This is a genomic window from Lentiprolixibacter sp., from assembly GCF_982873095.1.
Genome location: NZ_CEYNTP010000013.1, coordinates 1 through 24,525 on the forward strand (window position 1 = coordinate 1; position 24,525 = coordinate 24,525).

The following is a 24,525-nucleotide window of genomic DNA, read 5'->3' on the forward strand; positions in this document are numbered from 1 at the left end:
AAGGATCAGAAAGAGAAAGCGTGGGCAAGAAGGCAACGAAGGCCCTACGTAATGCTGGAAAGGTCCCTTGCGTGATCTACGGGGGGGATAAACCACTACACTTTTCAGCGGATGAGATCGCATTCAAAGACTTAGTGTACACCTCCAAAGCCCACACCGTTGTGGTTGATTTTGAAGGGGGTGAAAAGATTAAAGCGGTTATGCAGGACATTCAGTTCCACCCCGTTACCGACCGGATACTGCATGTTGATTTTTACCAATTATTCCCAGACAAGGAGGTGACTATGGCTATTCCGGTCAGGCTCCATGGGAATTCTCCCGGGGTACGGAATGGGGGAAGACTGCTTTTCAGAAGGCGTAAGCTTACCATTAAAGCATTACCCGATAACCTGCCCGATTTCTTTGACGTGGATATATCCAAGTTGAAAATCGGAGATCATATATCGGTAGACACCCTTAAAAAAGATGGGTTTAGCATACTTCACCCTGATACCAGCGTTGTGGTACAGGTTAAAATGGCCCGTGCCGCTGTTGTGGTCGATGAGGAAGAAGAGGAAGAAGGAGTGGAAGGAGAAGTTGCTGAAGGTGCTGAAAGTGGTGAAGCTGTTGCCGCCGAAGGTGGTGAAGCTGCTGCAGAAAGCAACGAATAAGCAATACACCTTTTTATCAAAAGCATCCCGCAGGACACTACAGCCCGTGGGATGCTTTTGCATTTTTAAGGAGGATTTCTAAGGATGTTCACATTTATAAAACAACTACTTGGCAAAAGCAGCAGTGTTTTACAAGAAGCGGATGCTATGAAGAAGTTTATGATCGCCGGCCTGGGAAATATCGGGCCGGAATATGCAAATACCAGGCATAACGTAGGGTTCCAGATCCTGGATGCCCTTGCACAGCAACAGGAATTTTCCTTCGAAGCAGCCAAACTGGGAGCCATTGGAACATTCAAAATCAAAGGGCGAAGTGTCCTCTGCCTTAAGCCAGCTACTTTTATGAACCGAAGTGGTAAGGCGGTTAAATATTGGATGGAGAAAGAAAAAATCCCTATGGAAAACCTGCTCATTATTACGGATGATATCAACCTGCCGTTCGGGACCATCCGATTGAAGACCAAAGGCAGCGATGGCGGGCACAATGGCCTGAAAGACATTCAGAACATCCTGCAAACCACACAATACAACCGACTGAGATTTGGAGTAGGTGCTGATTTCAGCAAAGGACAACAGGTAGACTATGTATTGGGGGAATGGGGAAATGACGAAAAACAAGCCCTTACGGAGCGCTTTAATCGCATCCTTGAACTGATCCCATCCTTTGTACTCGCCGGGGTTAAGATCACCATGAATCAATTCAATGGCACCTAGACGCTTACAGGGCCCGGAAACTAAATGTTCCGGAATCAGAGGTATTTCCTTCCCGGTCGCGCGTAACTACCTTCCAGAAATATACCGTATTTGAATCTACGCTCACCTGTACAGCATTCAAGCTTACAGAGGGACTGGCCACAATTTGGGTTGGAGGATCCACCGTATCCAGATAAATCTCATATCCCGAAATGTCATTATCCACATCTGCACCAATCCACTGCAAAGTGACTTCATTATTAATATCCCGGATTACCGACGCTCCTGATTCAGGGGACACTATCTCTGCAGGAAAAGGTGCATAGGTGGTCTCAAAACCTGCGTTGTAAAATTGCCAGGTGTCACTACTAGCCGTGGCTCCTGTCTTGGTATTTCGGCTAACCACCCTCCAGCGGTGCAAAGCCCCTTTTTCAAGGGGTAACCTCGCGGAAAAGGCTGCTGTGGTAACGGTTTGGGACACGCCGGAATTAACATTGGTAACCTGCAATTCATAGGTGTCCGTGTTCTTTGCCTCCAACCATCGGAATTCCACCTGACTGCTAATATCATTGAGGTCGATTCCTGTAGTACATTCCGAATTTCGCTCTGGAAAAGACAATTGGGCCGCCTCCGGATCCTTTGGCGGGGAGTCCTTACCACACCCAAACAGCAAAAGAACTGCACAAATTACAGCTAGCTTCTTCATCGTTTGATCAATTTATGCATTTCATTTATTCCTTCCCCCTTCAATGTTATAAAGTACATCCCAGCAGGCCATAGACTCGCATCCAGCCGTATTTCCCGACCAGGATTCTCGTACCTATACTGTTCCCATAGCTTCCCCTGAAGATCAAAGATATACAGCTCGAGCGTTCTTCCCTGTCCGTCAAGGAGAATACTAAATTTATCCTGTGTGGGGTTGGGATATACCAGGGTGCGCTCCCAGTTAAAATAGGTGGCTTCAAATTCGCCCTGACAGGCCAGGTTGGTACTCACCTTAAGGGTATTCGGCCCCTTATCCAGTTCAAGGGTAACGTTGTTCTCCTCTGTCTGTGTCAGCAGCCCGTTCAATTCAATATTAAACAGGTTGGATCCCGATAAATTAAGGGTAAGTTGTGTGCCGTCAGCAGACAGCACGGCATTGACATCCAGCGGGTCCGGTTCGGTAATCACTGCCTCAAAACAGACGGTTTCATAGGTGATGCTGCCATCAGTGCCGCTGATACACAGCTCGTATGTACCGGCACCCAGATTGTCCAGGTTATATGTGGCAGTAAAATCCTGGCTAAGGTTGGTGCCAGGTCCCGTGACCTGAATGCTGTAATTCAGGGATTGAACGGGGACTACCTCAATCCGGCCATCATTATTGCCACGACAGGATTCACTGTCTATGGCCAGTCTGAAATTATCCGGAGCAAAACGATATACCGGGCAACCATCTGCATTTACCTCGGTGCCGGGAGGGGTCCCCAGGCACAGGTCATCCGTATCATCAAAAACACCATCATTGTCATCATCTGGCCTGAAATTCCCCTCAGCACAAATTTCCAGGGAAAATCCATTGATCAGTCCGCCATCAGCCGGCTCCGTATCTGCCACTTCCAGTGTCCAGGTGCCAAGGGTGCTTTCCCCAATAAAGGAGGCCAGGGAGCCTAATGGCTGAACCGTTCCAGAAATACCGGGGTTGGTTCCGCAGTTAAAGGCAGGACCATCATCATCGAAAACTGCATTGATATTCTGTGCAGAACCGCATGAATTTGCCGCCAGGATGACCGATGTCCCGGAAGGGGATATCAGTTTTATGATCAAATCAGATAAAAACGTATGTTCGATATCTAAAATTACGTTGACATCTGCTATGGGCAGGTCATTCAGAAGAGTGATCTGTGAGGTCACCGTTGGTGTACCCGTAGAAGATATGGACAAAGGCAAGCCTTCGGCACCCTGTGTCTGGCAGTCTAACTGCACCGTAGTAAAGCTAAAAGCAGGGGAAAAAGTGCCTTCCCCGCACGAGTTTTCCGGTTTAACCCTCCAGTAATAGGTGGTATTTTCCAATAGGGCCCTTGGGGTGAACTGGTTGGTAATAACACTCCCAACATCCACTATATTGTTGAAGGCCGCATCCGTAGCGAGCTCTATCTGGTATTTGGTATAGGTCTCATTCGCCTCCCATTGCAGCAAGGGCCTGAGGCCAACATCAGTGGCCGAATTAGCCGGACTTATAAGGGGTACATCGGCAAAGGAAGTATTGAATATCCCAAGTTCGATTGGGACAGCCTTAGTCAGGCTGCTGCCTGTTGCAATAATAGTAATGGGATAGTTGCCACTGGTCACTGCGGTAGTATTCGAAATCGTGACCGTTACCGGGGTGTCCCCGCTAGCAGTGGAAGGGCTGAACGCAACACCAAGGCCCGCAGGCAGGTCCGGTACTGAAAAGGTAACGGTTTCACTAAATCCGAGATAGGTTTCATATTCAAAGGGGATAAAGAGGTCATTCGGTTGACAAACCTCATAACGGAGCGCCTCAAAATCCATTACGATTTCAGAGGCAGTGATCGTAAAATCAGTGCTGTTAACAGCAAAAAAGATGTTATTGGAGGCCTTTACCATAAACCGGCCGGTATCTGTAACGTCTCCTGGCAACAATACCTCCTGCGACCCATCATTGGGTACATCGTCTGCCAGGAGGATGGGAAAACTATCCCCGCCGTCAAGTGACAGGTATATGTCAACCAATTGCGCTCTGATGGGGACTTCGTTGGTACCGGCTACATCCCAGGTCACGGTTTGAACAGTTCCCGCAGTAAAACTTTGTGCGTTTTGTTGAGAAGTCACTACAAACGGGCCGGCATTGTTCACGACCTCAACTTTCATGACCTCAGACGAAACCTGCCCGCCACCGAGGGCGTTATCACGCACCGTCAGGGCAAAATTCATTTCGCGCTCTATACTGGATACAGTCTCCCAGGCTGAATTGATCGCCGGATTGGTTTGGGTAAGGTTGCCCTGCACTACCTCAGACAACCGTGGAAAATAACGGGAAGGTTCTGCTGTTGGGGGTAAAGACCGGAAATTAGCCCCACTGGGATTCTCTGGCCCAAAGGTTTCAGTGGTCACAATACCGTCATCGATCTGTTCCCAGGTGTAGGTCAGGATATCCGTGGTATCAGGGTCCGTGGCTGAGCCCGTTAGGACAAATGCCGTGGATTTGGGTATCCGGTAATCCGCCAGATTTTGTATCGCCGGAGGATTATTGCTCAGGGGTAAGGAGGTGGCACAACTGGTATTGATAAGATATTCCGCTATCTGGAAAATACTGATATAATGGAAATACGCATCGCTGAAGGGAGCTACATTGTTTCCCTGAACAATACCCGCGTAGCCCATAATAGTGGTTCCGCTGGCAGGTTCTACCTGTACCTGGGTACCTTCGGATTCAAACGACCAGGTATGGTTGGCACCAAACTGGTGCCCGAGTTCGTGGGCTACATAATCAATGTCAAAACGATCGCCTTGCGGATCCAATGCAGCCGAATACGCACTCCCTTTCTGATTGTCCTGACATACCGATCCGATAAAACCCGCATTACCCCCATTGTTGTCCTCGTGGAACAAATGTCCCACATCGTAATTCAGAGATCCAATAGTGCTGGTAAGGGTGTTCTGGACCTCCGTATTCAGGTTTCCACCATAGGGATCGGTCTCGGGATCGGTAAAAATCACCAGATCATTGTTGGCCACCAATTCCAGGGTCACGGCCAGATCCGTTTCAAATACCTGATTAACACGGGTAAGTGTGGCATTTATGGCGGCCAGGGCATCTTCCACCGTACCCCCGTGATAAGTAGTGTACTCACCGGTAGCAGAGACCGCAATACGGTACTTACGGAGGGTTTGATCGTCAAACAACGCAAATGATGGTAGCAATTCAGAGACTTCACGTGCTTGGGTCATACATATGAAATCCTTATCCCGGGCAGAAAGGTCTTCCCGGGTATATACTGCATATATGGGCTTTTCCGGGCTTACCTTCTCAATGAAGGTGTGCTGCCTATCCGCGGAGGAAACCATCATGCTTTGAAGGCCCTTATGGGAATAACTAAACCTGATCTTCTGGGCTGTTGTTCCGGTGTAAACGACCGGATACCAGGATACCTGGCAGCAAGACCCGGGGCAAAAACAGGGGTCTCCCGAACCCTGAAACGCATTATACGTCCATCCTTATCTGGAAAGGAAAGGGTTTTTTCGCTAAGACCACTGGTGCTGATCCCCTGTAAATCCGCACTAAAAGCAGATTCTTCAAGGGAATATAAGTTCAATCGCTCCCCTCCCTCGCTTACCAGATAATTTTCCGGAACCGCCTCCCCAGGCGTAGCAGGTTTCCAATATTCTATTTGAGACCAGGCGCAAAAGGAGAAAAAGAATATGGGAATTGATAAAACAACACGTAATTTTGCTATCATCAAGGGGAATTTAGCGCGTTAAAAATAAGCCTTTTTATTATTTTAACTCTGTGATTACAGTCCAAAGCATTTCCAAGTACGACAAACTGCAAAACACGGTCATAACCATTGGTACCTTTGACGGAGTGCACATCGGGCATCGCAAGATATTAGAACGCCTCATAAATAGTGCCAAAACCTCGGGCCTGAGGGCAACTGTGCTGACGTTCTTTCCTCATCCGAGAATGGTCCTGCAGAAGGATGCCGGCCTGAAGTTGCTGAATACCGTAGAGGAAAAAGCAGCCATTATGGAGGCCATCGGGCTCGATTGCCTTATTGTACACCCCTTTACCAAAGCATTTTCGCGCCTGACGGCAACCGATTTTGTAAGGGATATCCTGGTAAACGAATTAAGGGCCAAAAAGATCATCATAGGGTACGACCACAGGTTTGGGCGAAACAGAAATGCCAACATACAGGACCTGATCGCTTTCGGAAATACCCTGGATTTTGAGGTAGAAGAAATCCCTGCCCAGGAAATTGATGAAGTCTCTGTCAGCTCTACCAAAATCAGAAAGGCTCTGGAGTCTGGTGATATCCCAACAGCCAACCGCTATCTCGGTTATCCCTACATGCTTACAGGTACAATTAAAAGGGGGAAAGGGCTGGGGAGAAAACTCTCCTTTCCCACTGCTAACCTCCATATTGCGGAAGACTACAAACTAATCCCGAAGAACGGTGTATATGTAATTCAGAGTAATCTAAACGGGGCGCCCGTCAACGGGATGATGAACATCGGGGTTAACCCCACGGTAGATGGTTCCAAAAGGAGTATTGAAATCCATTTCTTCGATTTCCAGGACAACCTGTATGGTAAAAAACTGCAAATTGAGATCCTGCACCGGCTACGGGATGAAAAACGGTTTGATTCCGTGGAGGACCTCCGCAAACAGCTGGAAAAAGACAAGAAAAATGCCCTTGCGATAATCTCCTGATCCATGCTCAACAGATTACTCTTCACAAAAATGGACAACAGCCCGTTGGTCCTTTTTCGTATATTCTTTGGCCTATTGATTAGTTTCGAATGCTATGGGGCCATTATCACCGGATGGGCATTGGAAAATCTCATAGCTCCTAGGTTTACCTTTACATTCATCGGCTTCGAATGGCTGAGGCATCTGCTTGGCCCTGCTATGTTTATGTACTTCCTTCTCATGGGAACCCTGGGGATACTAATTGCCCTGGGGTATCGCTATCGCCTGAGCATGATCACCTTTACCCTATTGTGGACGGGGGCCTATCTGATGCAAAAGACCTCTTACAACAACCATTATTACCTGCTTATCCTGATATCAGCGATCATGTCCTTATTGCCTGCCCACAGAAGTGTATCCGTAGATGCTGAAACCTCTCCCGGTCTCAGGAAGGAATGGATGTATAGCTATGTAAAATGGATCATTGTGCTCCAGCTGTTCATCGTCTATACCTATGCTTCGGTGGCTAAATGGTATGGGGACTGGCTTGATTTCAGTGTTATCAAAATCCTTATGGAAAGCAAGAGCGATTATTTCCTCATCGGAGATATTTTGCAGCTCCCCGCTATGCATAAGTTTATTGGTATTGCAGGCATCTTATTTGATCTCTTTATCGTTCCCGCCCTCCTTTGGAAACCTACCCGTAACCTGGCTTTTGCCTGCTCCTTGTTTTTCCACCTCTTCAACTCAGTAGTTTTTCAGATCGGGATCTTCCCCTATTTATCGTTGGCATTTATCGTCTTTTTTTACGAGCCTAAAACCCTGCAACGTATCTTCCTGAGAAAGAAAACGCCTTACGAAGGCAAGGAAGTCATGCTTCCTTCCTACCGCAAACCCCTGTTATGGATGGGATCCGTTTATTTTATCATTCAGATCCTGCTCCCGTTAAGACACCATGTGATTCCGGGGGATGTCCTCTGGACGGAAGAAGGTCACCGACTGAGCTGGAGGATGATGCTCCGGGTACGTTATGGTGCTGTCACCTTCAGAGTGGTAGACAATCAGAGCGGGGAAAACCTGCCTGTGGACCTCAGTGATTATCTTTCACGCAAACAAAGAAGGCGTGTGGCGGCCTACCCGGATTTTATCTGGCAATTCGCACAATACCTCAAAGATATTCATGCAGAAAACGGAAGGGATGTGGCCGTCTATGCAGACACACAGGTCCGGGTTAACGATCATCCGGCCGCCCCGCTCATCGATCCTAAGGTAGACCTGACCCTTGTGGAATGGAGCCACTGGAAACACCATTCCTGGATACTGCCTCCTCCCTGGGAAGCTCAGGTTCAGAAGAAATAAGGTAAGCTCGGTTTTTATTTAAGATCGTCCTTTGTACGCTTTCGAATAAACCCTATTAATCCTAACTTTGCATCCTTAAAGTAAGTTATATGCTTCAATTGCACCTCCTTAGAGAACAGGCCGACCGCGTATGCAAAGCGCTCGAAAAGCGCAATATCGATGCCCGTACGCTGGTCAACCAGGCCCTCGAACGTGATGAAAAAAGACGCGCCCTGCAAACCCAACTGGATACTACCCTTGCAGCCTCCAACAAACTATCTAAGGAAATAGGCATCCTCTTTAAAAACAAACAGGTAGAGGAAGCTAATGCCATGAAAGAAAAAACCTCAGCATTGAAGGAGGAAGCCAAAGCGCTGGGGGAAAAACTGAATGCAGCTGCCAGTGAACTTCAGGAAGCATTATACCTCATTCCCAATGTTCCCCACGAACTTGTACCGGCAGGAAGTAATGAGGAAGACAATGAAGAAGTATTCCGCGAAGGGGAGGTCCCAACTTTAGGGGACTTCGCACTGCCCCACTGGGAATTGGCCCAAAAGTACGATATCATTGATTTTGAACTGGGCGTAAAAATTACCGGGGCCGGATTCCCTGTTTACAAGGGAAAAGGTGCCAAACTACAGCGCGCGCTGATCCAGTATTTCCTGGACAGGAACACCGCTGCTGGATACACCGAGATGCAGGTACCCCATCTGGTAAATGAAGCTTCCGGTTTCGGGACCGGACAATTGCCGGATAAGGAAGGAATGATGTACCACGTGGGGGCAGATAACCTCTATTTGATCCCTACAGCAGAAGTTCCGGTTACCAATATGTTGCGCGATGTGATCCTTGAACAGGATGCACTCCCCATTGCCTACACCGGTTATACTCCTTGTTTCAGGCGAGAAGCTGGGAGCTATGGTGCGCACGTTCGGGGGCTAAACCGCCTCCATCAGTTTGATAAGGTGGAAATAGTAAGGGTGGAACATCCCACCCAGTCCTATACCGCCCTGGACCAAATGGTGGAACACGTGAAGACCCTGTTGAAGGAATTGCAGCTCCCCTACCGCATTTTAAGGCTTTGCGGTGGCGACCTTGGGTTCACTTCTGCGCTGACCTATGACTTCGAGGTGTATTCCACAGCACAGCAGCGCTGGCTGGAAATCAGTTCTGTTTCCAATTTTGAAACCTTCCAGGCCAACCGACTGAAACTGCGGTACAGGGATGACAACAAGAAAACCCAGCTCGCCCATACCCTTAACGGCAGTGCCCTTGCCCTGCCCCGCGTGCTGGCCGGGATCCTGGAAAACTATCAGGAAAAAGACCATGTCCGTATCCCGGAAGTCCTCGTTCCCTATACGGGATTCGACCGGATTGACTAGCCGCCGTAGCATGCAGGGCTGTTACCACGGTCCATCACCTGCATTAACCCAAAGCCGTCTTTGGTTCTCCTTTACAACAGGTAAACCACATCTGTGTTATCTTTGTGAAAAAGAGCTGATGAAACGAGTTTGCCTGGCACTACTTTTACTTCTTTGGGGAATCCCCGTCCTGGGACAGGCGGATTTCCTGGCCACGCAATACCTGAATGACGGGGAATACGAAAAAGCCCTTGTGTTCTATGAACGACTCGTCAAGGAGAACCCCACCCGGCCCGACTATGTGGAGGGCTTGCTTTCTTGCTACCAACAACTGGAAAGATATGGGGACGCCGAACAGCTTCTACTCGAAAGGATTGAACGTCGGAGGGCATCACCTACCATGTATATAGAACTGGGCTATAATTATCGTTTACAGGAATTCCCCGAAAAAGCAAAAGAAGCCTATGAAAAAGCGCTGACCTTTATTGAAACCCACCCCAACTACGGCTACATGATCGGAGTTAGATTTGAGCGCTATGCCCTTCTGGATTATGCTCTCAGGGCCTACTCGCGGGCCATGGCCCTTAATCCTCAGCTGGACTATAATTACCAGATGGCCCGGATTTACGGGGAACAGGGGAATATTGAAAAAATGTATCAGGCTTTTCTGGAACTCCTGCTAAAAGGGAAGGCTTCTAAGGCCAATATCCTGCGAAATATCGATAATTTCATTTCTGAAAATCCAAGGGATGCCAACAATTTGGCGCTTAAAAAAATTCTGCTCCAGAATGCACAAGCCAATCCGGACTTATTATGGAATGAACTACTGAGCTGGTTATTCGTGCAGCAACGCCAGTTTAACCTGGCCTTCATTCAGGAAAAGGCCATAGTCAAAAGGGCTGTTGAAAATGACCTTCAGCGCATGGAAAGCCTTGGAAAAATTGCCCTGGATGAAGGGGCCGCAGATCAGGCAATTCCCATTTTTGAGTTCATTGAAAAGAACAGTTTTAATCCGGTTACCCAACTCAATGCACGGTTAAACCTTATAGATATCGCCCTGCAAGAAGCAAATGAAAAAGAGCTGTCTGCCATTCAGGAGGAGTACAAGAAACTTGTGGACGACTACGGGTACCGTGCAGAGACCCTTCAATTACAGATCGCCTACGCCAACTTCCTCACCTTCCGCCGCGACCTGCCAGAAGAAGCGGTGAAAGTTCTAAAGCAATCGCTTAGCTTGCCACTGCCGAAGTATACAGAGGCCTATGTGAAAATTGCCCTGGGAGATATTTTGGTGTACGGGCAGAAATTCAATGAAGCCCTGATCAACTTTTCCCAGATCCAGAAGAAGCTGAAGAATGATCCTCTGGGTCAGGAGGCCCGTTTCCGTGTAGCGCAGACCAGTTTTTACAAAGGGGATTTTGATTGGGCCCTTACACAATTGAAGGTCCTTCGGAGTTCCACCTCACAGCTAATTGCCAACGATGCCATGCAGTTGAGCCTTCTTATCTCGGACAACACCTTGTCTGATTCTACACAAACCGCCCTTAAAAAGTATGCCCGGGCCGATTTCCTTGCCTACCAGAACAAGACCAGATCGGCCATAGCAGCCCTTCAGGATATTCTCGATAACCACAGGGGTGAAAAGATCGAGGATGAAGCCCTGTTAAAACAGGGTCAGCTTCTGGAAGAACTTGGCGAATATGACGCGGCCCGCCTTAACTATCTCAAAGTAATCGAATTCTTTGGGCAGGATATCCTGGCAGACGATGCCCATTTCGCTATTGCTGAAATTTTCCGCAATCAACTCAACCAGCCCGAGAAGGCGAAATACCACTATGAGCAAATCATTTACAACTATCAGGACAGTTATTATTTCCCACAGGCCAGAAGGAATTTCAGGATGTTGAGAGGAGATGTTGTAAATTGACCCCTCCAGCCCAGCAGTACTAAAGAGCTATAATAATCACCCCTGCCAAAGGCAATCAATACCCAAGCAATGATTATTTACAACGTAACCATAAATATAGACGAAGGCATACAGGAATCCTGGTTGCTCTGGATGAAAACGGTTCATATTCCGGACATGCTGGCCACGGGTAAGTTTACCGAAGCAAAAATGAGCCGGGTTTTAGTCGAAGAGGAAATGGGAGGCATAACCTACTCGGTCCAATACACTGCCAATAACAAAGAAATTCTTCAACGGTACTACGAAGAGGATGCAGATCGCCTAAGAAAGGAAGCCTACGATAAATTTGGGCAACACTTTGTAGCTTTTCGCACGGAACTCGAGGTACTGGACATACGGAACAGTGAAGTAAGAACAGCCACAGAACATCTCTTTGTATATGGAACATTACTGGAACCCGAGGTAAGACAAATGGTTTTTACCCGCAATTTGGTAGGTCAGGAAGATGTACTAACGGGTTACCGCATCCACAAAAATAAAGTTGCCGGGCTATATCCTTCAGTCGAGGCCACCCACCGTAAAGAAGACCAGGTAAACGGACAGGTGATCGTGGTAAGTCCGGGTGACCTGGACAGGGCAGACCAGTATGAAGGGGAGGCCTACACGCGAATCCGAGCAAAGCTGGCTTCCGGCACAGAAGCCTGGGTCTATCTGGAAAAACCCGTTGAGAAAAACAGAAACTCTTGAGAGGACAACACCACAAATCCTCCGGTAAGGGCAGGAAAAAAAAACGCCATTCAGCGGAAGCAGAAGGGGTACGTGCGAAAAAGCATCTGGGACAACATTTCCTTAAGGACGAGCAAATTGCCCAGAAAATTGCAGACACCCTATCCCTCGAATCCTGCAAAAATGTACTGGAAATTGGTCCGGGTACCGGAGTACTCACCAAATTCCTGCTGCTGCGCGACATACGATTGGCAGTCATGGAGATCGACACGGAATCTGTGGCATTTCTACACGCTGAATTTCCCAAACTACATCCGGAACTTGCCCCTCACTTAAGGAAACTGAAGATTTTGGAATCCGATTTTCTGAAAGCAGATCTGGACACCTTGTTTCAGGGGCAGTCTTTTGCCATTACCGGGAACTTCCCATATAATATTTCCACCCAGATCGTCTTCAAAGTGTTGGAGAACAGACATAGGATCCCTGAGTTTTCCGGGATGTTCCAGAAAGAAGTGGCCAAACGTATCTGCGAAAAAAAGGGGAGTAAAACCTACGGCATCCTCTCGGTACTTACCCAGGCCTTTTATGAGACTGCCTATTTATTTACCGTCCATCCCCAGGTCTTTGACCCCCCGCCAAAAGTACAATCAGGGGTGATCCACCTTAAGCGCAGGGACCCCTTTACCCTGGACTGCAACGAGGCCTTTTTCTTTAAGGTGGTAAAAACGGCCTTTAACCACAGGAGAAAGACCCTCCGCAATAGTTTAAAAGGCTTTAACTTATCTGATAATCTAAAAGAAGATACTATCTTTGATCAGCGCCCGGAACAACTGGATGTTTCCGATTTTGTTGCACTTACCAGGAAGATAGAAAATGATACCATTTAAGCTCACAGATGAATTGCTGGCTGAAATTGAACAGCTGGTCGATGAGCAGAAAGACTCACAGCTCTTGTCCATTCTGGATGATGTGCATTACGCGGATGTCGCGGAAATCGCCAACGAACTTAATGAAGAGCAGGCCACCTACCTGATCAAACTCCTGGACAGCGACAAGACCTCGGATGTGCTTACGGAACTCGACGAAGATGTTCGGGAAGCCATCCTTAACAACCTTTCTTCCAGAGAAATTGCTGAAGAACTCGTTGAACTGGATACGGATGATGCGGCTGATATTATAGGAGAACTGCCCAAGGAAATCGTTCAGGAGGTAATATCGGAAATAGAGGACCGCGAACATGCCGAGGCCATTGTTGACCTGTTGCGGTATGATGAAGATTCTGCGGGTGGACTTATGGCCAAAGAACTGGTCAAAGTAAACGAAAACTGGAGCGTACTCACATGTGTCAGAGAAATGCGGGCACAGGCAGAAAATGTGACCAGGGTGCATTCCATCTATGTAGTGGACGACGACGACATCCTTAAGGGCAGGCTTTCCCTTAAAGACCTCCTCACCACTTCTACCACGGCACCCATAAAGGATGTATATATCCCCAAGGTAGATTCTGTGAATGTCAATGAAGATCCCGAAGAAGTTGCCCGCATCATGTCTAAATACGACCTGGAAGCCATTCCTGTAGTGGACGAGATCGGACGCCTTGTAGGGCGGATTACCATTGACGACATTGTTGATGTTATCCGGGAGGAAGCGGAAAAAGACTACCAGCTCGCAGCAGGTATTTCACAGGATGTGGAAGCGGATGACAGCATCTGGGACCTCACAAGGGCACGTTTGCCCTGGTTGTTTTTGGGCCTTATTGGCGGGGTAGGCGCTGCTGCCATTATGGGTGGATTTGAAGCCATGATCAGTCGGCATGCCATCCTGTTCTTCTTCACCCCCCTTATCGCCGCCATGGCCGGAAATGTTGGGGTGCAATCCAGTGCGATTATCGTCCAGGGACTGGCCAACGACGACCTAAAGGGAAGTGTTTCGAACCGACTTATAAAAGAACTCCTTCTGGCTACGCTAAACGGACTTATCCTTTCTGTGGTCCTGCTGGCCTTCACCTGGTTTTGGAAAGGGAATTTCCCAACTGCCCTGGCCATTTCCATTTCACTTATTGTGGTCATTATCGTAGCAGGGATCATTGGAACGTTTATCCCTTTGTTCCTTCACAAAAGAGGCATAGACCCGGCCATAGCCACCGGTCCGTTCATTACTACCAGCAATGATATTTTCGGGATACTGATCTACTTCTGGATTGCCCGGCTTGTACTTGGGATCTGATCTCCTTTTTCAAAAAATACCTACCTTGTCCCGAACGCCCTTTAGCACGGATTAGTTCAGAAATATGAAGGTGAAAGTAGCTGTCATTCAGGAAAGCCCTGTATTCTTTAATAAGGAAGCCACCCTAAATAAAGTAGCTGCCCTCGCAGAGGCCTACGCGAAAAAAGGTTGTCAGCTCCTGGTGTTTCCGGAATCTTTCGTCCCTGGCTACCCCCGGGGATTTACCTTTGGGGCCACTGTGGGCAACAGGACAGAGGAAGGCAGGGCCCTATATGCACAATACCATGAAAATAGCATTGCCCTGGAAGGGAACGACCTGGAAGTGCTGGAAAAAATCGCAAGGGATAACCAGGTCTACCTGATACTCGGGATAACTGAAAAAGCCAGTGACCACGGTAGTCTATTCTGTTCCATGCTTTACCTTTCCCCAACAACCGGTTTATTAGGGGTACACAGGAAGATTAAACCCACAGGGACAGAACGCATTATCTGGGCCGAGGGAGATGCCTCCTCCCTGGTTACTTTTGACACCCCTCTGGGAAGGCTGGGCGGACTCATTTGCTGGGAAAATTATATGCCCCTGGCCAGGATCTCCATGTACAGCAAAGGGGTGCAGATCTATATCGCTCCCACTGCAGACTCAAGGGAAGGATGGACCGCTACCCTGCAACATATCGCCCTTGAAGGCCGTTGTTTTGTGCTGGGATGTAACCAGTATTTTGAGAAATCCATGTACCCTGAAGAGTACCTGCCCTTTGTTCAGGCAGAAAGGGAAATAATTTGCCGTGGTGGGAGCATGATCGTATCCCCGATGGGTGAAGTTCTGCAAGGCCCATTATGGGACGAGCCCGGTATTTTGACCGCTACCCTTGACCTGGAGGAAATCACCAAAAGTAAGCTCGACTTTGATCCCAACGGCCATTATACCCGGAACGACTTGTTTGAATATAGAGCAAAGGGGCAACCCGAAACCCGAAAAGAATGAACGCAACTGCCATAAACCTTAAGGAAAAACTATCAAAATTCAATACACAATGGCATCCGCACCGGATAGCAGAGGTGGACGATATGCAGGTAATCCTCGCAAAGATCTCAGGAGAATTTGTGTGGCATCAGCACCCCGAAGAGGATGAACTTTTTTTTGTACTTAAAGGAACCCTGCACATGCAATTCCGGGACCGCACTGAACTGGTACGGGAAGGGGAATTGATTGTGGTGCCCAAAGGGGTGGAACACTGCCCCGCCTCACCTCCGGGTGAAGAAGTGCAGCTGATGTTATTTGAGAAGAAATCCACCCAACATACCGGAACGGTGCAGCATGAAAAAACCAAAACCCATTACCCTGACATTTGATGAAAGTAATTCACCTGGACACTAATCACCCACTACTTTGGGAAGGGCTCGAAAAACTGGGGTTTCAGAATGAAACCGATTTCCAATCCGGCAAAGAGGAACTAGGGCATCGTATTCATGAATACGACGGGATAATTATCCGAAGCAGGATCAGTCTGGACAAGGCATTCCTGGAACGTGCCACCCGCTTAAAGTTTATTGGTCGCGTTGGGGCAGGATTGGAGAATATCGATATCGAATATGCACAGGAACGGGATATTTTTCTGGCAGCAGCTCCGGAAGGGAACCGGAATGCTGTGGGAGAACATACTTTAGGGATGATCCTATCCTTATTCAACAAACTAAACAAAGCCCACCGGGAAGTACAAAACGGCATATGGGACCGTGAGGGGAACCGGGGGGAAGAACTGGATGGTAAAACCGTTGGGATTGTGGGCTATGGGAACATGGGGAAAGCTTTTGCAAGGAAATTGGCTGGTTTTGATACCGAAGTAATTTGCTACGATATTCTTGGGGGTGTGGGTGACCAGTATGCCAGACAAGTAGGGATCATGGAACTCCAGCAGCGGACCGATGTCCTCAGCCTGCACGTACCCCAGACCCCGCTCACCGTAAATATGGTCAACACTGAATACATCAACCAGTTTCACAAACCCTTCTGGTTGCTGAATACGGCCAGGGGGAAATGTGTTAAGACCGATGACCTCGTGATTGCCCTTAAATCCGGCAAGATCCTGGGGGCCGGACTGGACGTGCTGGAATATGAAAAGGCCTCCTTTGAGAGCTTGTTCTCTAAAGGAGAACTCCCAGAAGCTTTTCAATATCTCATAAAGGCTGAAAATGTGCTCCTATCGCCCCATGTGGCAGGATGGAGCAAGGAAAGCAAGGTGAAACTGGCACAAACCATTCTCGATAAGATCAGCTCCAGATTTTCTTAACTTTAAGATATGAGAAAAACCGTGGGCATCTTTGGGTTGCTTGCTCTGGCCTTGCTTCTGTTGTTCAAGCTCAGTCAGTATGCCGTTTTTCGTGGGGATTTGAAAAATGAATGGGTAATTGCCGCAGTAGCTGTTGTGTTTTTCTTTATTGGTATTTACCTCAATAAGAAAAGCCTTTCTAAAAGGGAAAGCACCTCCGGGGAAATCGATAGCTCCAAAATATCAGACCTTGGGCTAAGCAAGCGCGAATACGAGGTGCTAAAGGAAATATCCAAAGGCCTGTCTAACAAAGAAATTGCTGATCAACTTTGTGTATCGGAAAGCACCGTAAAAAGCCATGTTTCCAATCTTTTGGTAAAGCTCGACGCGAAGCGAAGAACCCAGGCCATTCAGATCGCCAAGGAGATGAATATTCTCTGACAGTGTGAAAATGGTACTTAGGTAGGAGCAAATTCGTACTTTAGTATGACTCCTGCTCATTGATTATCAGGTAGTTTTGATCTTGAATCCTTTAAAAGATAATCAACATGAAAAGAACAGCATTCAAATTCGGAAGCTACGGGCTTGTCCTGGCCTTTGTCATCTTTCTCGCAGCCCTGTACTTTGGTAAGGGGCTATCCTATGGTACGCAGGAAGTCCTTGGCTACCTCTCTATTATTATCTCCCTGAGCTTTGTATTTTTTGGAATAAAGCATTTCCGTGACCGGGAAAACAACGGACAGGTGAGGTTTGGCAAAGCAGTACTTATAGGGGTGCTGATCTCCCTGATAACCGCTTTAGGGTTTGCCATTGCAGATTATATCTATACCACAGCTATCAATCCTGAATTTTTTGAGGAATACAGGACAGCCATGCAGGCCAGGGGCTATGAAGGAGAAATTCCTGAATTTACAAGTACCTCGGCGGCAGCTATCATGTTTTCGACCGTAGCCCTCATCGGCTTTATAATTTCCCTGATTTCAGCATTGATCCTCCAAAAAAAATAAGCAGATATGATCTCAAAAGCACAAAGCCCGGAAGCTTACATTCAGGAATTAACCCCTGATCGAAAAGATGTCATTGGGAAACTACGGCAAGTTATCCTGGACAATTTGCCAGATGGATTTGAGGAAACCATGAATTACGGGATGATAGGTTATGTGGTGCCGCATTCCCGCTACCCGGCAGGATACCATTGTACTCCGGAACTGCCGCTCCCCTTTATGAGTTTGGCCTCGCAGAAGAACCACATTGGCTTTTATCATATGGGGATTTACGCCGACCCTGAGCTAATGGAATGGTTCACCTCAGAATATCCGAAATACAGCAGCCGCAAGTTGGATATGGGAAAAAGCTGTATTCGGTTTAAAAACATGAAGGATATCCCTTACAAGCTCATAGGAGAACTGGTGGGGAAAGTAAAGGTAGCCGATTGGATAGCACAGTATGAGAAGAATATAAAGAGATAAGCATGGAAAAACGCGTAACTGGCCTGGGGGGGTTCTTTTTTAAGAGCAAGGATCCGGATAAGATAAAAGCATGGTACAGAAAACATTTGGGCCTCAATACAGATCAATACGGTTGCACCTTCTGGTGGAAAGATGCGGAAGGAGAAGACTGCTCTACCCAGTGGAGTCCTTTCAAGGAGGACACTACCTACTTTACCCCCAGTGACAAACCCTTTATGATGAATTTCCGGGTGGAAAACCTGGAGGAACTACTGAAAGTACTCAGAGAAGAAGGTATTACCGTGGTTGGGAAAATGGAAGAATACGAATACGGAAAATTTGGATGGATCATGGATCCTGATGGAAATAAGATCGAACTTTGGGAGCCAGTAGACAGTGCATTTCTATAAAAGCTGTTGTCTTACCTCCCCCAAACCTCGCTCCTTTTACTGCAGAAAATTATTTGTTACATTTAGGGAACTATAACCAACATAAAAAAACCATGTCTGACGAAAAAAAAGATTTAGGGGATAAGGCCAAAGAAACCTTTGAAGAAGCCAAAGAAGCGGCTAAAGAAACTGCTGAAGAAGCCAAGGAAAAAGCCGGCGATTTCGCTGATGAAGCCAAGAAAACCGCAAAGGAATTCAAGGAGGGATTAAAAGACGCAGGAGGCGATAACAAGAAAATCCTGGCGGGTATCCTGGCCATTATCCTGGGCTCCCTGGGGATACACAAATTTGTCCTGGGGTATCAAAAGGAAGGGATCATCCTCCTTGTACTTACCTTGATTGGCTTTGTGCTGAGTTGTGTGGGAATTGGGGTATTTATCGTATGGATTACAGGTCTCATAGGACTTATTGAAGGGATCATCTACCTCACCAAATCCGATGAAGAGTTTTACAACACCTACCAGGCAGGGAAAAAACCCTGGTTCTAAAAGCAAATTAAGCCAGAAAATTATCTCTGGCTTTTTTTATATCAATTAATATCGTAATATTGCGATATATAAATATGACTATGGGCATTACCAAAACACAAATCTTTGATATCCGCCAGAACCAATTGGCCAGCACTTTCAAAGTGCTCGCGCACCCTGCCCGTATCGCTATCCTTGAATACATTAGCAAGGAGCAGGCCTGTATTTGTAAGGATATTGTAGAGGAAATTGGTTTGGCTCAGCCCACCATCTCCCAGCATCTCAAAGAACTCAAGCGTATTGGTCTGATCAAGGGCGAAGTGGAAGGCAAGAGTATTTGCTATTGCCTGGATCCAGTAAAATGGAAAACCATCCAAAACGCCCTGAACCAATTCTTTGATCAAACATCTGTTAACTGTTGTAATTGACGATCCAATGAAAACAAGAGAATTTATTGAACTCCTGGAACAGCACCCGGGGAAAAGCCTGTTATTTGAATATCGCCATGGGGAGACCGTGGCACCGGACTACCATATCACCGAGATCAAAAATGTCACCGTAGATGCGGTAGATTGTGGACGGGGAACGGATTTTTGGAAAGAAACCGTTGTACAGCTCTGGGAAAGTCCGAAGGAAAAAGAATCCAGAAGTTATATGAATGCCTTAAAGGCGCTCAGCATTATCAATACCGTGCATAAGATCAAACCCCTGGACCAGGACGCTGTGATAAAATTTGAATATGGCAATGCCAATTTCCATACGGCACAATTGCCTGTTCAGAGCGTGGAAATATCCCAGCAACAGCTAAAAGTTAAATTAATACCTGACATTACGGATTGCAAGGCAAAAGATGAGTGTGGGATTCCGGCAGAAGCAACCCCTGCGGTTTCGGGAGGATGTGAACCTGGAAGTGGCTGCTGTTAATTTTTAAAGATCGCTATACCGGACTTATGGCAGCATATATCATCAGAAAGATGGAACCGGAAGACTGGCCGCACGTAGTCAGGATCTACGCAGAGGGCATCGACACAGGTTATGCTACCTTCGAAACCACTGTTCCCAATTATCATGACTGGGACGCTGCCCATGTCAAGGGCTGCCGCTTTGTTGCTGAAAGTAACGATGGCTTCCTGGGTTGGGTAGCCCTGTCCCCTGTATCCGGAAGATGTGTGTACGGCGGTGTCGCTGAGGTAAGTGTGTATGTTGCCCAAAATGCCCGTGGCCTGGGAGTGGGCAGCGCCCTTATGGAAGTGTTGGTCAATGCCAGCGAATCTGAGGGGTTCTGGACACTGCAGGCAGGCATATTCCCTGAGAACACAGGCAGTATCCGCTTGCACGAAAAAATGGGCTTTCGCCTCATTGGCAGGAGGGAACGGATTGGCAAACGCAATGGGGTTTGGCATGACAATGTGGTTTTTGAAAGAAGGAGCAACAAAGTAGGGATGGATTAAGACAAGAAAGGTCCTTATTTTGCCGTGATCACGACTTAGAATTTAAATAGTACCCGAAATATGAAAAAAAACATTTTGGTGCTCTGCACCGGGAATTCATGCAGGAGCCAGATGGCACATGGTTACCTAAATGCCATGAGCAATGGACAAGCCAATGTCTACAGCGCAGGAATTGAAACCCATGGCTTAAATCCCGGGGCGGTGAGCATTATGAAAGAAGATGGTATTGATATAACCGGCCATACCTCCAACCATGTGGATGAATACCAGGCCATTGAATGGGATTTTATCATAACGGTCTGTGATCACGCCAAAGAAAATTGCCCCTTTATTCCGGCAAAAAGCGCCAAACGGATCCATAGGAATTTCAGCGATCCCTCAAAGGTAAAAGGCTCTGAAGAAGAGATCCATATGGCATTCGAAACCACACGGGAGGAAATAAAAGATTTCTGTAAGAACTTCCTGATGCAGGAATTCAGGAGCTAGGGGGAGTTCCTTCAGTATGCCGGCGTTCGAGCTCTGCCTGGAATTCTTCCATAACGGGCTTAACGGTACTTTCCGGGAGATCTGCGATTTTAATATACATCAAGCCGTCTACGGAATTGTTGAAGAGGGGATCTACATTGAAAGCAACTACCTTCGCATTCTGCTTGATGTACTTCTTAATAAGCACAGGTAACCTGAGGCTGCCCGGTTCCACCTCATCGATAAGCTTGTCGAATTTATTGAGGTCTGCCTTGGTTTCGTCAAAGATAAATTCCTTGTCGGCATCGTTCAATTTCACCTTGAATTCCTTTTTCGGACGTATATATTGTGCCACATAAGGGTCCCAATAGTTCGATTTCATAAACTCGATCATCAGGGATTTGGAAAAATTCGAAAACTGGTTGCTAATGCTCACCCCGCCGATAAGGTATTTGTGCTCCGGATAGCGCAGGGTGGTATGTACAATCCCCTTCCAGAGTAAAAAGAGGGGCATAGGTTTCTGTTGGTACTCCTCGATGATATACGCCCTTCCCATCTCTATGGATTTGCTCATCATCCCGTATAATTCCGGTTCAAAACCGAACAGGTCCTGCAGGTAAAACCCGTCTATCCCGTATTCCTTGAAAATTTCTGATCCCATCCCCATACGATAGGCCCCAACAATGGCCTTCTCCTGGTTGTCCCACAGGAACAAGTGGTGGTAATAGGTGTCAAATCGATCCAGGTCAACTGATTTATTGGTGCCTTCGCCAATCGCACGAAAAGTGAGCTCCCGCTGCCTGCCAATTTCATTAAGGATGAAAGGCATGTCATTTTTCTGGGCCAGGAACACCTCGTAATTTTTGCTCTGCAACAGACGGCACCCCTTTTCCCTGAGTTTTTCAATTTCCCCTTCAATGACCTCGGTCCTAACCGCAGTAGCAATCTTTTTGGGGGGTTTGGGGATCTTTAAGGAGGAGGGGATCTGATCGATCAAGCGCTCTTTCTCATAGGCATTGGCGAGCATGTAAGTTTTCCTCCTGAGTAAGTCGGCGAACTCTTCAAGGCTTTGATGTTCCTGTTGGGTCTTGAGGGAAATCGGCTGACCAATCCTAACGCGGATGACGCGGTTCCTTTGGGTGTTCAGTTCCGACGGAAGTTTAGCGGTCCGGAATATATCATGGATCTTGGATAGCCTGTAAAACAATTTACTGTTCCTGGCATGGAAATAAATGGGGACGATAGGCACCTCAGCCCTGCGAATTAGTTTTATGGCCGCCTCTTCCCATGGCCTGTCAACAATAAGTTTACCATCTTTGTAGGTAGAGACTTCTCCTGCCGGAAAGATGCCCAGTGGATGGCCTTCCTTGAGGTGAGCAATAGCGTTTTTGAATCCGGCTACACTGCTTTTCACTTCTTTGCGGTCTTCGAATGGGTTAACAGGCAGGATATACGGGGCCAGAGGAGCAACCCGGTGTAGCAGGAAGTTGGCTATGATCTTAAAATCCGGCCGGTGCTGCAACATCATCTTCAGCAGTAAGACACCATCAATACCTCCAAGGGGATGGTTACTGATGGTAATATAGGCACCCTGCTTGGGAAGTCTTTTAAAGTCTTCTTCTGGGATTTCAAATTTTATTTCATAATGCTGCAGGATACTTTCCAGGAATTCCTGGGCTTCCAGATGCTGGTGTTTCTTATAAAACCGGTTGATACTTGTGATTTGGGTCAATCGCATTAGAAACCAGGCCATAAAGGTTCCTAAAAACCCGTACTTATTTAAGTTAACAGCTTTGGCTACTTCTTTTCCAGTTACAAGAGACATGTTGATACAAATACTTCGGGTAAAGATAGAAAAATGCCCATAGCACCTGCGAATTTTTAGTAAATCCAGGTGAGTTATGGTTAACGGACCACCAGTTGCACGGTTTCCTTACCACGTTGTTCAAGCAACACTTCCTTCCCGTTCTGAAGGGATTCGATTGCTTCCGAATTAAAATGCCTGATCGTATACAGAGAGACCCCCTCATAATGGACTACTTTGAATTTTCCCTTTAAAATATCCAACAGGTCCTTCAGGCGACCCAGAGAATTATCTACACATACCGAAAAACTGATCGCAGAATTCTGGATGAGGTCTACCTTCATCTTGTGGTCGTGTAGCAGTTTGAATAAATCCCCGATGCTGTCTTCAACAATAAAGGAAAAATCCAGCGAGGACAGCTTCATAAGCACCTGGTTCTTTTTCACGATAAAACAAGGGATCTCAGGAGCGATCTTTACACCTTTACCCACAGTAGTTCCGGGGTTATTCGGATTGAGGAAGGACTTTACCTGGAGCGGGATCTCCTTTCGCTGTAAAGGCTGAAGCGTTTTTGGGTGTATGACCGAAGCGCCGTAGAAGGCCAGTTCAATAGCTTCGCGATAAGAGATCTGGTTGAGCAATTGGGTTTCCTCAAAATAGCGGGGGTCCGCATTGAGTACCCCGGGCACGTCTTTCCAGATGGTCACCGATTCCGCATTCAGGCAATACGCCAGGATGGCCGCAGTGTAGTCCGAGCCTTCCCTGCCAAGGGTAGTAGTAAAATTATTTTCATCACTCCCCAGAAAACCCTGAGTGATATACAACTTGCCCTTCTCTACGCCTTTGCTGATCAGTTCCTGGGTCTTTTCCCAATGTACCCTGACATCCCTGTAATTGCTGTCGGTTTTAATATAGTTACGGACATCCAGTAACTGAGAGGGGATGCCTGAGTGGTTGAGAAAGGCATTGACAATGGTAGTCGACAAAAGTTCCCCATAGCTCACAACCTGATCATAAACAAAGTTGTATTTAGGGGATTTATTCCAGGCGAGGAACCCCCGGATTTCTTCAAAGAGGGCATCCACTTCACGGTAAACCGGGTGGCCCTTTTCGGGAAAAAGCTCCTGCAGTATGTCAATGTGGAACTGCACTACCTGCTGCAGTTCTCCATTTACTTTTGGTTTATCCTGAAAGTAGGCGTCCACCACCGCTTCCATGGCATTGGTGGTTTTTCCCATTGCCGAAACCACCAGAAACGTACTTTCATAGCCTGTTTGGTTAAGCACGGCAACCAGATTCCGCACCCCTTCTGCGTCTTTCACAGAGGCCCCACCAAATTTGTAGATCTTCATATGTTTTCTAAATAGTATTGAATCCCTTTTTCATCCAGGTGTACCACTTCCCAATCCCGCAAAAGGCGTGCTCCCTTGCGTTCATAGAATTCAATTGCGGGCACGTTCCAGTCGAGCACCTCCCAGCTGATGCGCTTCACCCCAAGCCGGGCCCCGTAGCGTACTACTTCATCCAACAGGGCTGCCCCAATGCCGTTCCCCCTCATTTTTTCGGTAACGATCAGGTCTTCCAGATGCAGGATCAAACCTTTCCAGGTGGAATAACGCGGATACACCAGGGCCATGCCGGCTACCTCCCCTTCTGACTCAGCGACAAAACAATGGAAGGCCTTTCTTTTCCCAAAACCATCTTCCTCTAATTGGGCTGCCGTTACCTCAACTGCCTCGGGTTCCCGTTCAAAAATGGCGAGTTCCCGGATCAGGTCCAATACTCGGGACATATCCGTTTTGCGTGCTTCTCGGATGATAAATGATTTCATTGTTACAAATAAAACACAAAGTTA

At 47.4% G+C, this 24,525-nt stretch carries 27 protein-coding genes; 21 read left to right on the top strand and 6 right to left on the bottom strand.

Annotation, left to right across the window (positions count from 1 at the left end; all coding sequences use genetic code 11):
- Both AC4E7D_RS01825 and pth read left to right on the top strand, forming a co-directional pair.
- The coding region (locus tag AC4E7D_RS01825; RefSeq protein WP_490172097.1) for a 50S ribosomal protein L25/general stress protein Ctc at window positions 1-650 on the top strand (650 nt) is incomplete at its 5' end.
- Window positions 651-734: 84 nt separating this feature from the next.
- Window positions 735-1,364: an aminoacyl-tRNA hydrolase gene (pth, locus tag AC4E7D_RS01830; protein ID WP_490172098.1), complete on the top strand. Its 630-nt coding sequence runs from the start codon at window positions 735-737 to the stop codon at window positions 1,362-1,364.
- Window positions 1,365-1,368: 4 nt separating this feature from the next.
- Here pth and AC4E7D_RS01835 read toward each other — a convergent pair whose 3' ends face one another.
- From AC4E7D_RS01835 to AC4E7D_RS01845, 3 genes are read right to left on the bottom strand one after another with little or no spacing between them, the layout of a single operon-like run.
- Window positions 1,369-2,049 carry a hypothetical protein gene (locus tag AC4E7D_RS01835; protein ID WP_490172099.1) on the bottom strand — a complete coding sequence of 227 codons (681 nt, stop codon included), beginning with the start codon at window positions 2,047-2,049 and terminating at the stop codon, window positions 1,369-1,371.
- Window positions 2,046-5,417: a zinc-dependent metalloprotease gene (locus tag AC4E7D_RS01840; protein WP_490172100.1), complete on the bottom strand. Its 3,372-nt coding sequence runs from the start codon at window positions 5,415-5,417 to the stop codon at window positions 2,046-2,048. Before AC4E7D_RS01840 ends, AC4E7D_RS01835 begins: the two co-directional genes overlap by 4 nt.
- Window positions 5,414-5,806 (bottom strand): hypothetical protein, encoded by a 393-nt coding sequence (locus AC4E7D_RS01845; RefSeq protein WP_490172101.1) that lies wholly within the window; start codon window positions 5,804-5,806, stop codon window positions 5,414-5,416. The genes AC4E7D_RS01840 and AC4E7D_RS01845 overlap by 4 nt, the downstream gene beginning before the upstream one ends.
- Window positions 5,807-5,856: 50 nt before the next feature.
- On the opposite strand from AC4E7D_RS01845, the gene AC4E7D_RS01850 reads away from it, so the two are divergent.
- From AC4E7D_RS01850 to AC4E7D_RS01940, 19 genes are all read left to right on the top strand, one after another.
- Window positions 5,857-6,780 carry a bifunctional riboflavin kinase/FAD synthetase gene (locus tag AC4E7D_RS01850; protein ID WP_490172102.1) on the top strand — a complete coding sequence of 308 codons (924 nt, stop codon included), beginning with the start codon at window positions 5,857-5,859 and terminating at the stop codon, window positions 6,778-6,780.
- 3 nt (window positions 6,781-6,783) lie between these two features.
- Window positions 6,784-8,118: an HTTM domain-containing protein gene (locus tag AC4E7D_RS01855; protein ID WP_490172103.1), complete on the top strand. Its 1,335-nt coding sequence runs from the start codon at window positions 6,784-6,786 to the stop codon at window positions 8,116-8,118.
- An 89-nt stretch (window positions 8,119-8,207) separates the two neighbouring features.
- Window positions 8,208-9,479 (top strand): serine--tRNA ligase, encoded by a 1,272-nt coding sequence (gene serS, locus AC4E7D_RS01860; protein ID WP_490172104.1) that lies wholly within the window; start codon window positions 8,208-8,210, stop codon window positions 9,477-9,479.
- A 118-nt stretch (window positions 9,480-9,597) separates the two neighbouring features.
- Window positions 9,598-11,385 (top strand): tetratricopeptide repeat protein, encoded by a 1,788-nt coding sequence (locus tag AC4E7D_RS01865; RefSeq protein ID WP_490172105.1) that lies wholly within the window; start codon window positions 9,598-9,600, stop codon window positions 11,383-11,385.
- A gap of 69 nt (window positions 11,386-11,454) precedes the next feature.
- Entirely contained in the window at window positions 11,455-12,111 is a 657-nt protein-coding gene (locus AC4E7D_RS01870) for a DUF4286 family protein (RefSeq protein ID WP_490172106.1), read from the top strand.
- Window positions 12,108-12,977, top strand: a complete 870-nt coding sequence (rsmA, locus tag AC4E7D_RS01875) for a 16S rRNA (adenine(1518)-N(6)/adenine(1519)-N(6))-dimethyltransferase RsmA (RefSeq protein WP_490172107.1) — start codon at window positions 12,108-12,110, stop codon at window positions 12,975-12,977. The genes AC4E7D_RS01870 and rsmA overlap by 4 nt, the downstream gene beginning before the upstream one ends.
- The gene (gene mgtE, locus AC4E7D_RS01880) at window positions 12,964-14,316 is read left to right on the top strand and encodes a magnesium transporter (protein WP_490172108.1); all 1,353 of its coding nucleotides are present in this window, start codon (window positions 12,964-12,966) and stop codon (window positions 14,314-14,316) included. Before rsmA ends, mgtE begins: the two co-directional genes overlap by 14 nt.
- Window positions 14,317-14,380: 64 nt before the next feature.
- Window positions 14,381-15,301 carry a carbon-nitrogen hydrolase family protein gene (locus AC4E7D_RS01885; RefSeq protein WP_490172109.1) on the top strand — a complete coding sequence of 307 codons (921 nt, stop codon included), beginning with the start codon at window positions 14,381-14,383 and terminating at the stop codon, window positions 15,299-15,301.
- The gene (locus AC4E7D_RS01890) at window positions 15,298-15,669 is read left to right on the top strand and encodes a cupin domain-containing protein (RefSeq protein WP_490172110.1); all 372 of its coding nucleotides are present in this window, start codon (window positions 15,298-15,300) and stop codon (window positions 15,667-15,669) included. The genes AC4E7D_RS01885 and AC4E7D_RS01890 overlap by 4 nt, the downstream gene beginning before the upstream one ends.
- Window positions 15,669-16,607 (top strand): 2-hydroxyacid dehydrogenase, encoded by a 939-nt coding sequence (locus AC4E7D_RS01895; protein ID WP_490172111.1) that lies wholly within the window; start codon window positions 15,669-15,671, stop codon window positions 16,605-16,607. Before AC4E7D_RS01890 ends, AC4E7D_RS01895 begins: the two co-directional genes overlap by 1 nt.
- Window positions 16,608-16,616: 9 nt before the next feature.
- Window positions 16,617-17,027, top strand: coding sequence for a response regulator transcription factor (locus AC4E7D_RS01900; RefSeq protein ID WP_490172112.1), 411 nt, complete (start codon window positions 16,617-16,619; stop codon window positions 17,025-17,027).
- Between the two features lie 107 nt (window positions 17,028-17,134).
- Window positions 17,135-17,593 (top strand): DUF4199 domain-containing protein, encoded by a 459-nt coding sequence (locus tag AC4E7D_RS01905; RefSeq protein ID WP_490172113.1) that lies wholly within the window; start codon window positions 17,135-17,137, stop codon window positions 17,591-17,593.
- A 6-nt stretch (window positions 17,594-17,599) separates the two neighbouring features.
- The gene (locus tag AC4E7D_RS01910) at window positions 17,600-18,055 is read left to right on the top strand and encodes a DUF1801 domain-containing protein (protein WP_490172114.1); all 456 of its coding nucleotides are present in this window, start codon (window positions 17,600-17,602) and stop codon (window positions 18,053-18,055) included.
- A 2-nt stretch (window positions 18,056-18,057) separates the two neighbouring features.
- Window positions 18,058-18,444 (top strand): VOC family protein, encoded by a 387-nt coding sequence (locus tag AC4E7D_RS01915; RefSeq protein WP_490172115.1) that lies wholly within the window; start codon window positions 18,058-18,060, stop codon window positions 18,442-18,444.
- A gap of 92 nt (window positions 18,445-18,536) precedes the next feature.
- Window positions 18,537-18,971 (top strand): TM2 domain-containing protein, encoded by a 435-nt coding sequence (locus AC4E7D_RS01920; RefSeq protein WP_490172116.1) that lies wholly within the window; start codon window positions 18,537-18,539, stop codon window positions 18,969-18,971.
- Between the two features lie 80 nt (window positions 18,972-19,051).
- The gene (locus AC4E7D_RS01925; protein WP_490172117.1) at window positions 19,052-19,378 is read left to right on the top strand and encodes an ArsR/SmtB family transcription factor; all 327 of its coding nucleotides are present in this window, start codon (window positions 19,052-19,054) and stop codon (window positions 19,376-19,378) included.
- A 7-nt stretch (window positions 19,379-19,385) separates the two neighbouring features.
- Window positions 19,386-19,874, top strand: a complete 489-nt coding sequence (locus AC4E7D_RS01930) for a DUF6428 family protein (RefSeq protein ID WP_490172118.1) — start codon at window positions 19,386-19,388, stop codon at window positions 19,872-19,874.
- Window positions 19,875-19,900: 26 nt separating this feature from the next.
- Window positions 19,901-20,401, top strand: a complete 501-nt coding sequence (locus tag AC4E7D_RS01935; RefSeq protein WP_490172119.1) for a GNAT family N-acetyltransferase — start codon at window positions 19,901-19,903, stop codon at window positions 20,399-20,401.
- 60 nt (window positions 20,402-20,461) lie between these two features.
- On the top strand, window positions 20,462-20,887 hold the full coding sequence (locus AC4E7D_RS01940; protein WP_490172120.1) for an arsenate reductase ArsC: 426 nt from the start codon (window positions 20,462-20,464) through the stop codon (window positions 20,885-20,887).
- Here the strand turns inward: AC4E7D_RS01940 and AC4E7D_RS01945 are convergent.
- The 3 genes from AC4E7D_RS01945 to AC4E7D_RS01955 all read right to left on the bottom strand — a co-directional run bounded on the left by AC4E7D_RS01945 (window position 20,877) and on the right by AC4E7D_RS01955 (window position 24,501).
- Complete coding sequence (locus AC4E7D_RS01945; protein ID WP_490172121.1) at window positions 20,877-22,691, bottom strand: GNAT family N-acyltransferase; 1,815 nt, start codon at window positions 22,689-22,691, stop codon at window positions 20,877-20,879. The two genes, AC4E7D_RS01940 and AC4E7D_RS01945, sit on opposite strands and share 11 nt — an antisense overlap.
- Window positions 22,692-22,771: 80 nt before the next feature.
- The gene (locus tag AC4E7D_RS01950) at window positions 22,772-24,022 is read right to left on the bottom strand and encodes an aspartate kinase (RefSeq protein WP_490172122.1); all 1,251 of its coding nucleotides are present in this window, start codon (window positions 24,020-24,022) and stop codon (window positions 22,772-22,774) included.
- Window positions 24,019-24,501 (bottom strand): GNAT family N-acetyltransferase, encoded by a 483-nt coding sequence (locus tag AC4E7D_RS01955; RefSeq protein WP_490172123.1) that lies wholly within the window; start codon window positions 24,499-24,501, stop codon window positions 24,019-24,021. Before AC4E7D_RS01955 ends, AC4E7D_RS01950 begins: the two co-directional genes overlap by 4 nt.
- Window positions 24,502-24,525 lie beyond the last annotated feature (24 nt).

Bases quoted from the DNA above. Each gene is read 5' to 3' on its own strand.
- pth (WP_490172098.1), top strand. From the start codon at position 735: ATGTTCACATTTATAAAACAACTACTTGGCAAAAGCAGCAGTGTTTTA.
- AC4E7D_RS01835 (WP_490172099.1), bottom strand. From the start codon at position 2,049: ATGAAGAAGCTAGCTGTAATTTGTGCAGTTCTTTTGCTGTTTGGGTGT.
- AC4E7D_RS01840 (WP_490172100.1), bottom strand. From the start codon at position 5,417: ATGATGGTTTCCTCCGCGGATAGGCAGCACACCTTCATTGAGAAGGTA.
- AC4E7D_RS01845 (WP_490172101.1), bottom strand. From the start codon at position 5,806: ATGATAGCAAAATTACGTGTTGTTTTATCAATTCCCATATTCTTTTTC.
- AC4E7D_RS01855 (WP_490172103.1), top strand. From the start codon at position 6,784: ATGCTCAACAGATTACTCTTCACAAAAATGGACAACAGCCCGTTGGTC.
- serS (WP_490172104.1), top strand. From the start codon at position 8,208: ATGCTTCAATTGCACCTCCTTAGAGAACAGGCCGACCGCGTATGCAAA.
- AC4E7D_RS01865 (WP_490172105.1), top strand. From the start codon at position 9,598: ATGAAACGAGTTTGCCTGGCACTACTTTTACTTCTTTGGGGAATCCCC.
- AC4E7D_RS01870 (WP_490172106.1), top strand. From the start codon at position 11,455: ATGATTATTTACAACGTAACCATAAATATAGACGAAGGCATACAGGAA.
- mgtE (WP_490172108.1), top strand. From the start codon at position 12,964: ATGATACCATTTAAGCTCACAGATGAATTGCTGGCTGAAATTGAACAG.
- AC4E7D_RS01885 (WP_490172109.1), top strand. From the start codon at position 14,381: ATGAAGGTGAAAGTAGCTGTCATTCAGGAAAGCCCTGTATTCTTTAAT.
- AC4E7D_RS01890 (WP_490172110.1), top strand. From the start codon at position 15,298: ATGAACGCAACTGCCATAAACCTTAAGGAAAAACTATCAAAATTCAAT.
- AC4E7D_RS01895 (WP_490172111.1), top strand. From the start codon at position 15,669: ATGAAAGTAATTCACCTGGACACTAATCACCCACTACTTTGGGAAGGG.
- AC4E7D_RS01900 (WP_490172112.1), top strand. From the start codon at position 16,617: ATGAGAAAAACCGTGGGCATCTTTGGGTTGCTTGCTCTGGCCTTGCTT.
- AC4E7D_RS01905 (WP_490172113.1), top strand. From the start codon at position 17,135: ATGAAAAGAACAGCATTCAAATTCGGAAGCTACGGGCTTGTCCTGGCC.
- AC4E7D_RS01910 (WP_490172114.1), top strand. From the start codon at position 17,600: ATGATCTCAAAAGCACAAAGCCCGGAAGCTTACATTCAGGAATTAACC.
- AC4E7D_RS01915 (WP_490172115.1), top strand. From the start codon at position 18,058: ATGGAAAAACGCGTAACTGGCCTGGGGGGGTTCTTTTTTAAGAGCAAG.
- AC4E7D_RS01920 (WP_490172116.1), top strand. From the start codon at position 18,537: ATGTCTGACGAAAAAAAAGATTTAGGGGATAAGGCCAAAGAAACCTTT.
- AC4E7D_RS01925 (WP_490172117.1), top strand. From the start codon at position 19,052: ATGGGCATTACCAAAACACAAATCTTTGATATCCGCCAGAACCAATTG.
- AC4E7D_RS01930 (WP_490172118.1), top strand. From the start codon at position 19,386: ATGAAAACAAGAGAATTTATTGAACTCCTGGAACAGCACCCGGGGAAA.
- AC4E7D_RS01935 (WP_490172119.1), top strand. From the start codon at position 19,901: ATGGCAGCATATATCATCAGAAAGATGGAACCGGAAGACTGGCCGCAC.
- AC4E7D_RS01940 (WP_490172120.1), top strand. From the start codon at position 20,462: ATGAAAAAAAACATTTTGGTGCTCTGCACCGGGAATTCATGCAGGAGC.
- AC4E7D_RS01945 (WP_490172121.1), bottom strand. From the start codon at position 22,691: ATGTCTCTTGTAACTGGAAAAGAAGTAGCCAAAGCTGTTAACTTAAAT.
- AC4E7D_RS01950 (WP_490172122.1), bottom strand. From the start codon at position 24,022: ATGAAGATCTACAAATTTGGTGGGGCCTCTGTGAAAGACGCAGAAGGG.
- AC4E7D_RS01955 (WP_490172123.1), bottom strand. From the start codon at position 24,501: ATGAAATCATTTATCATCCGAGAAGCACGCAAAACGGATATGTCCCGA.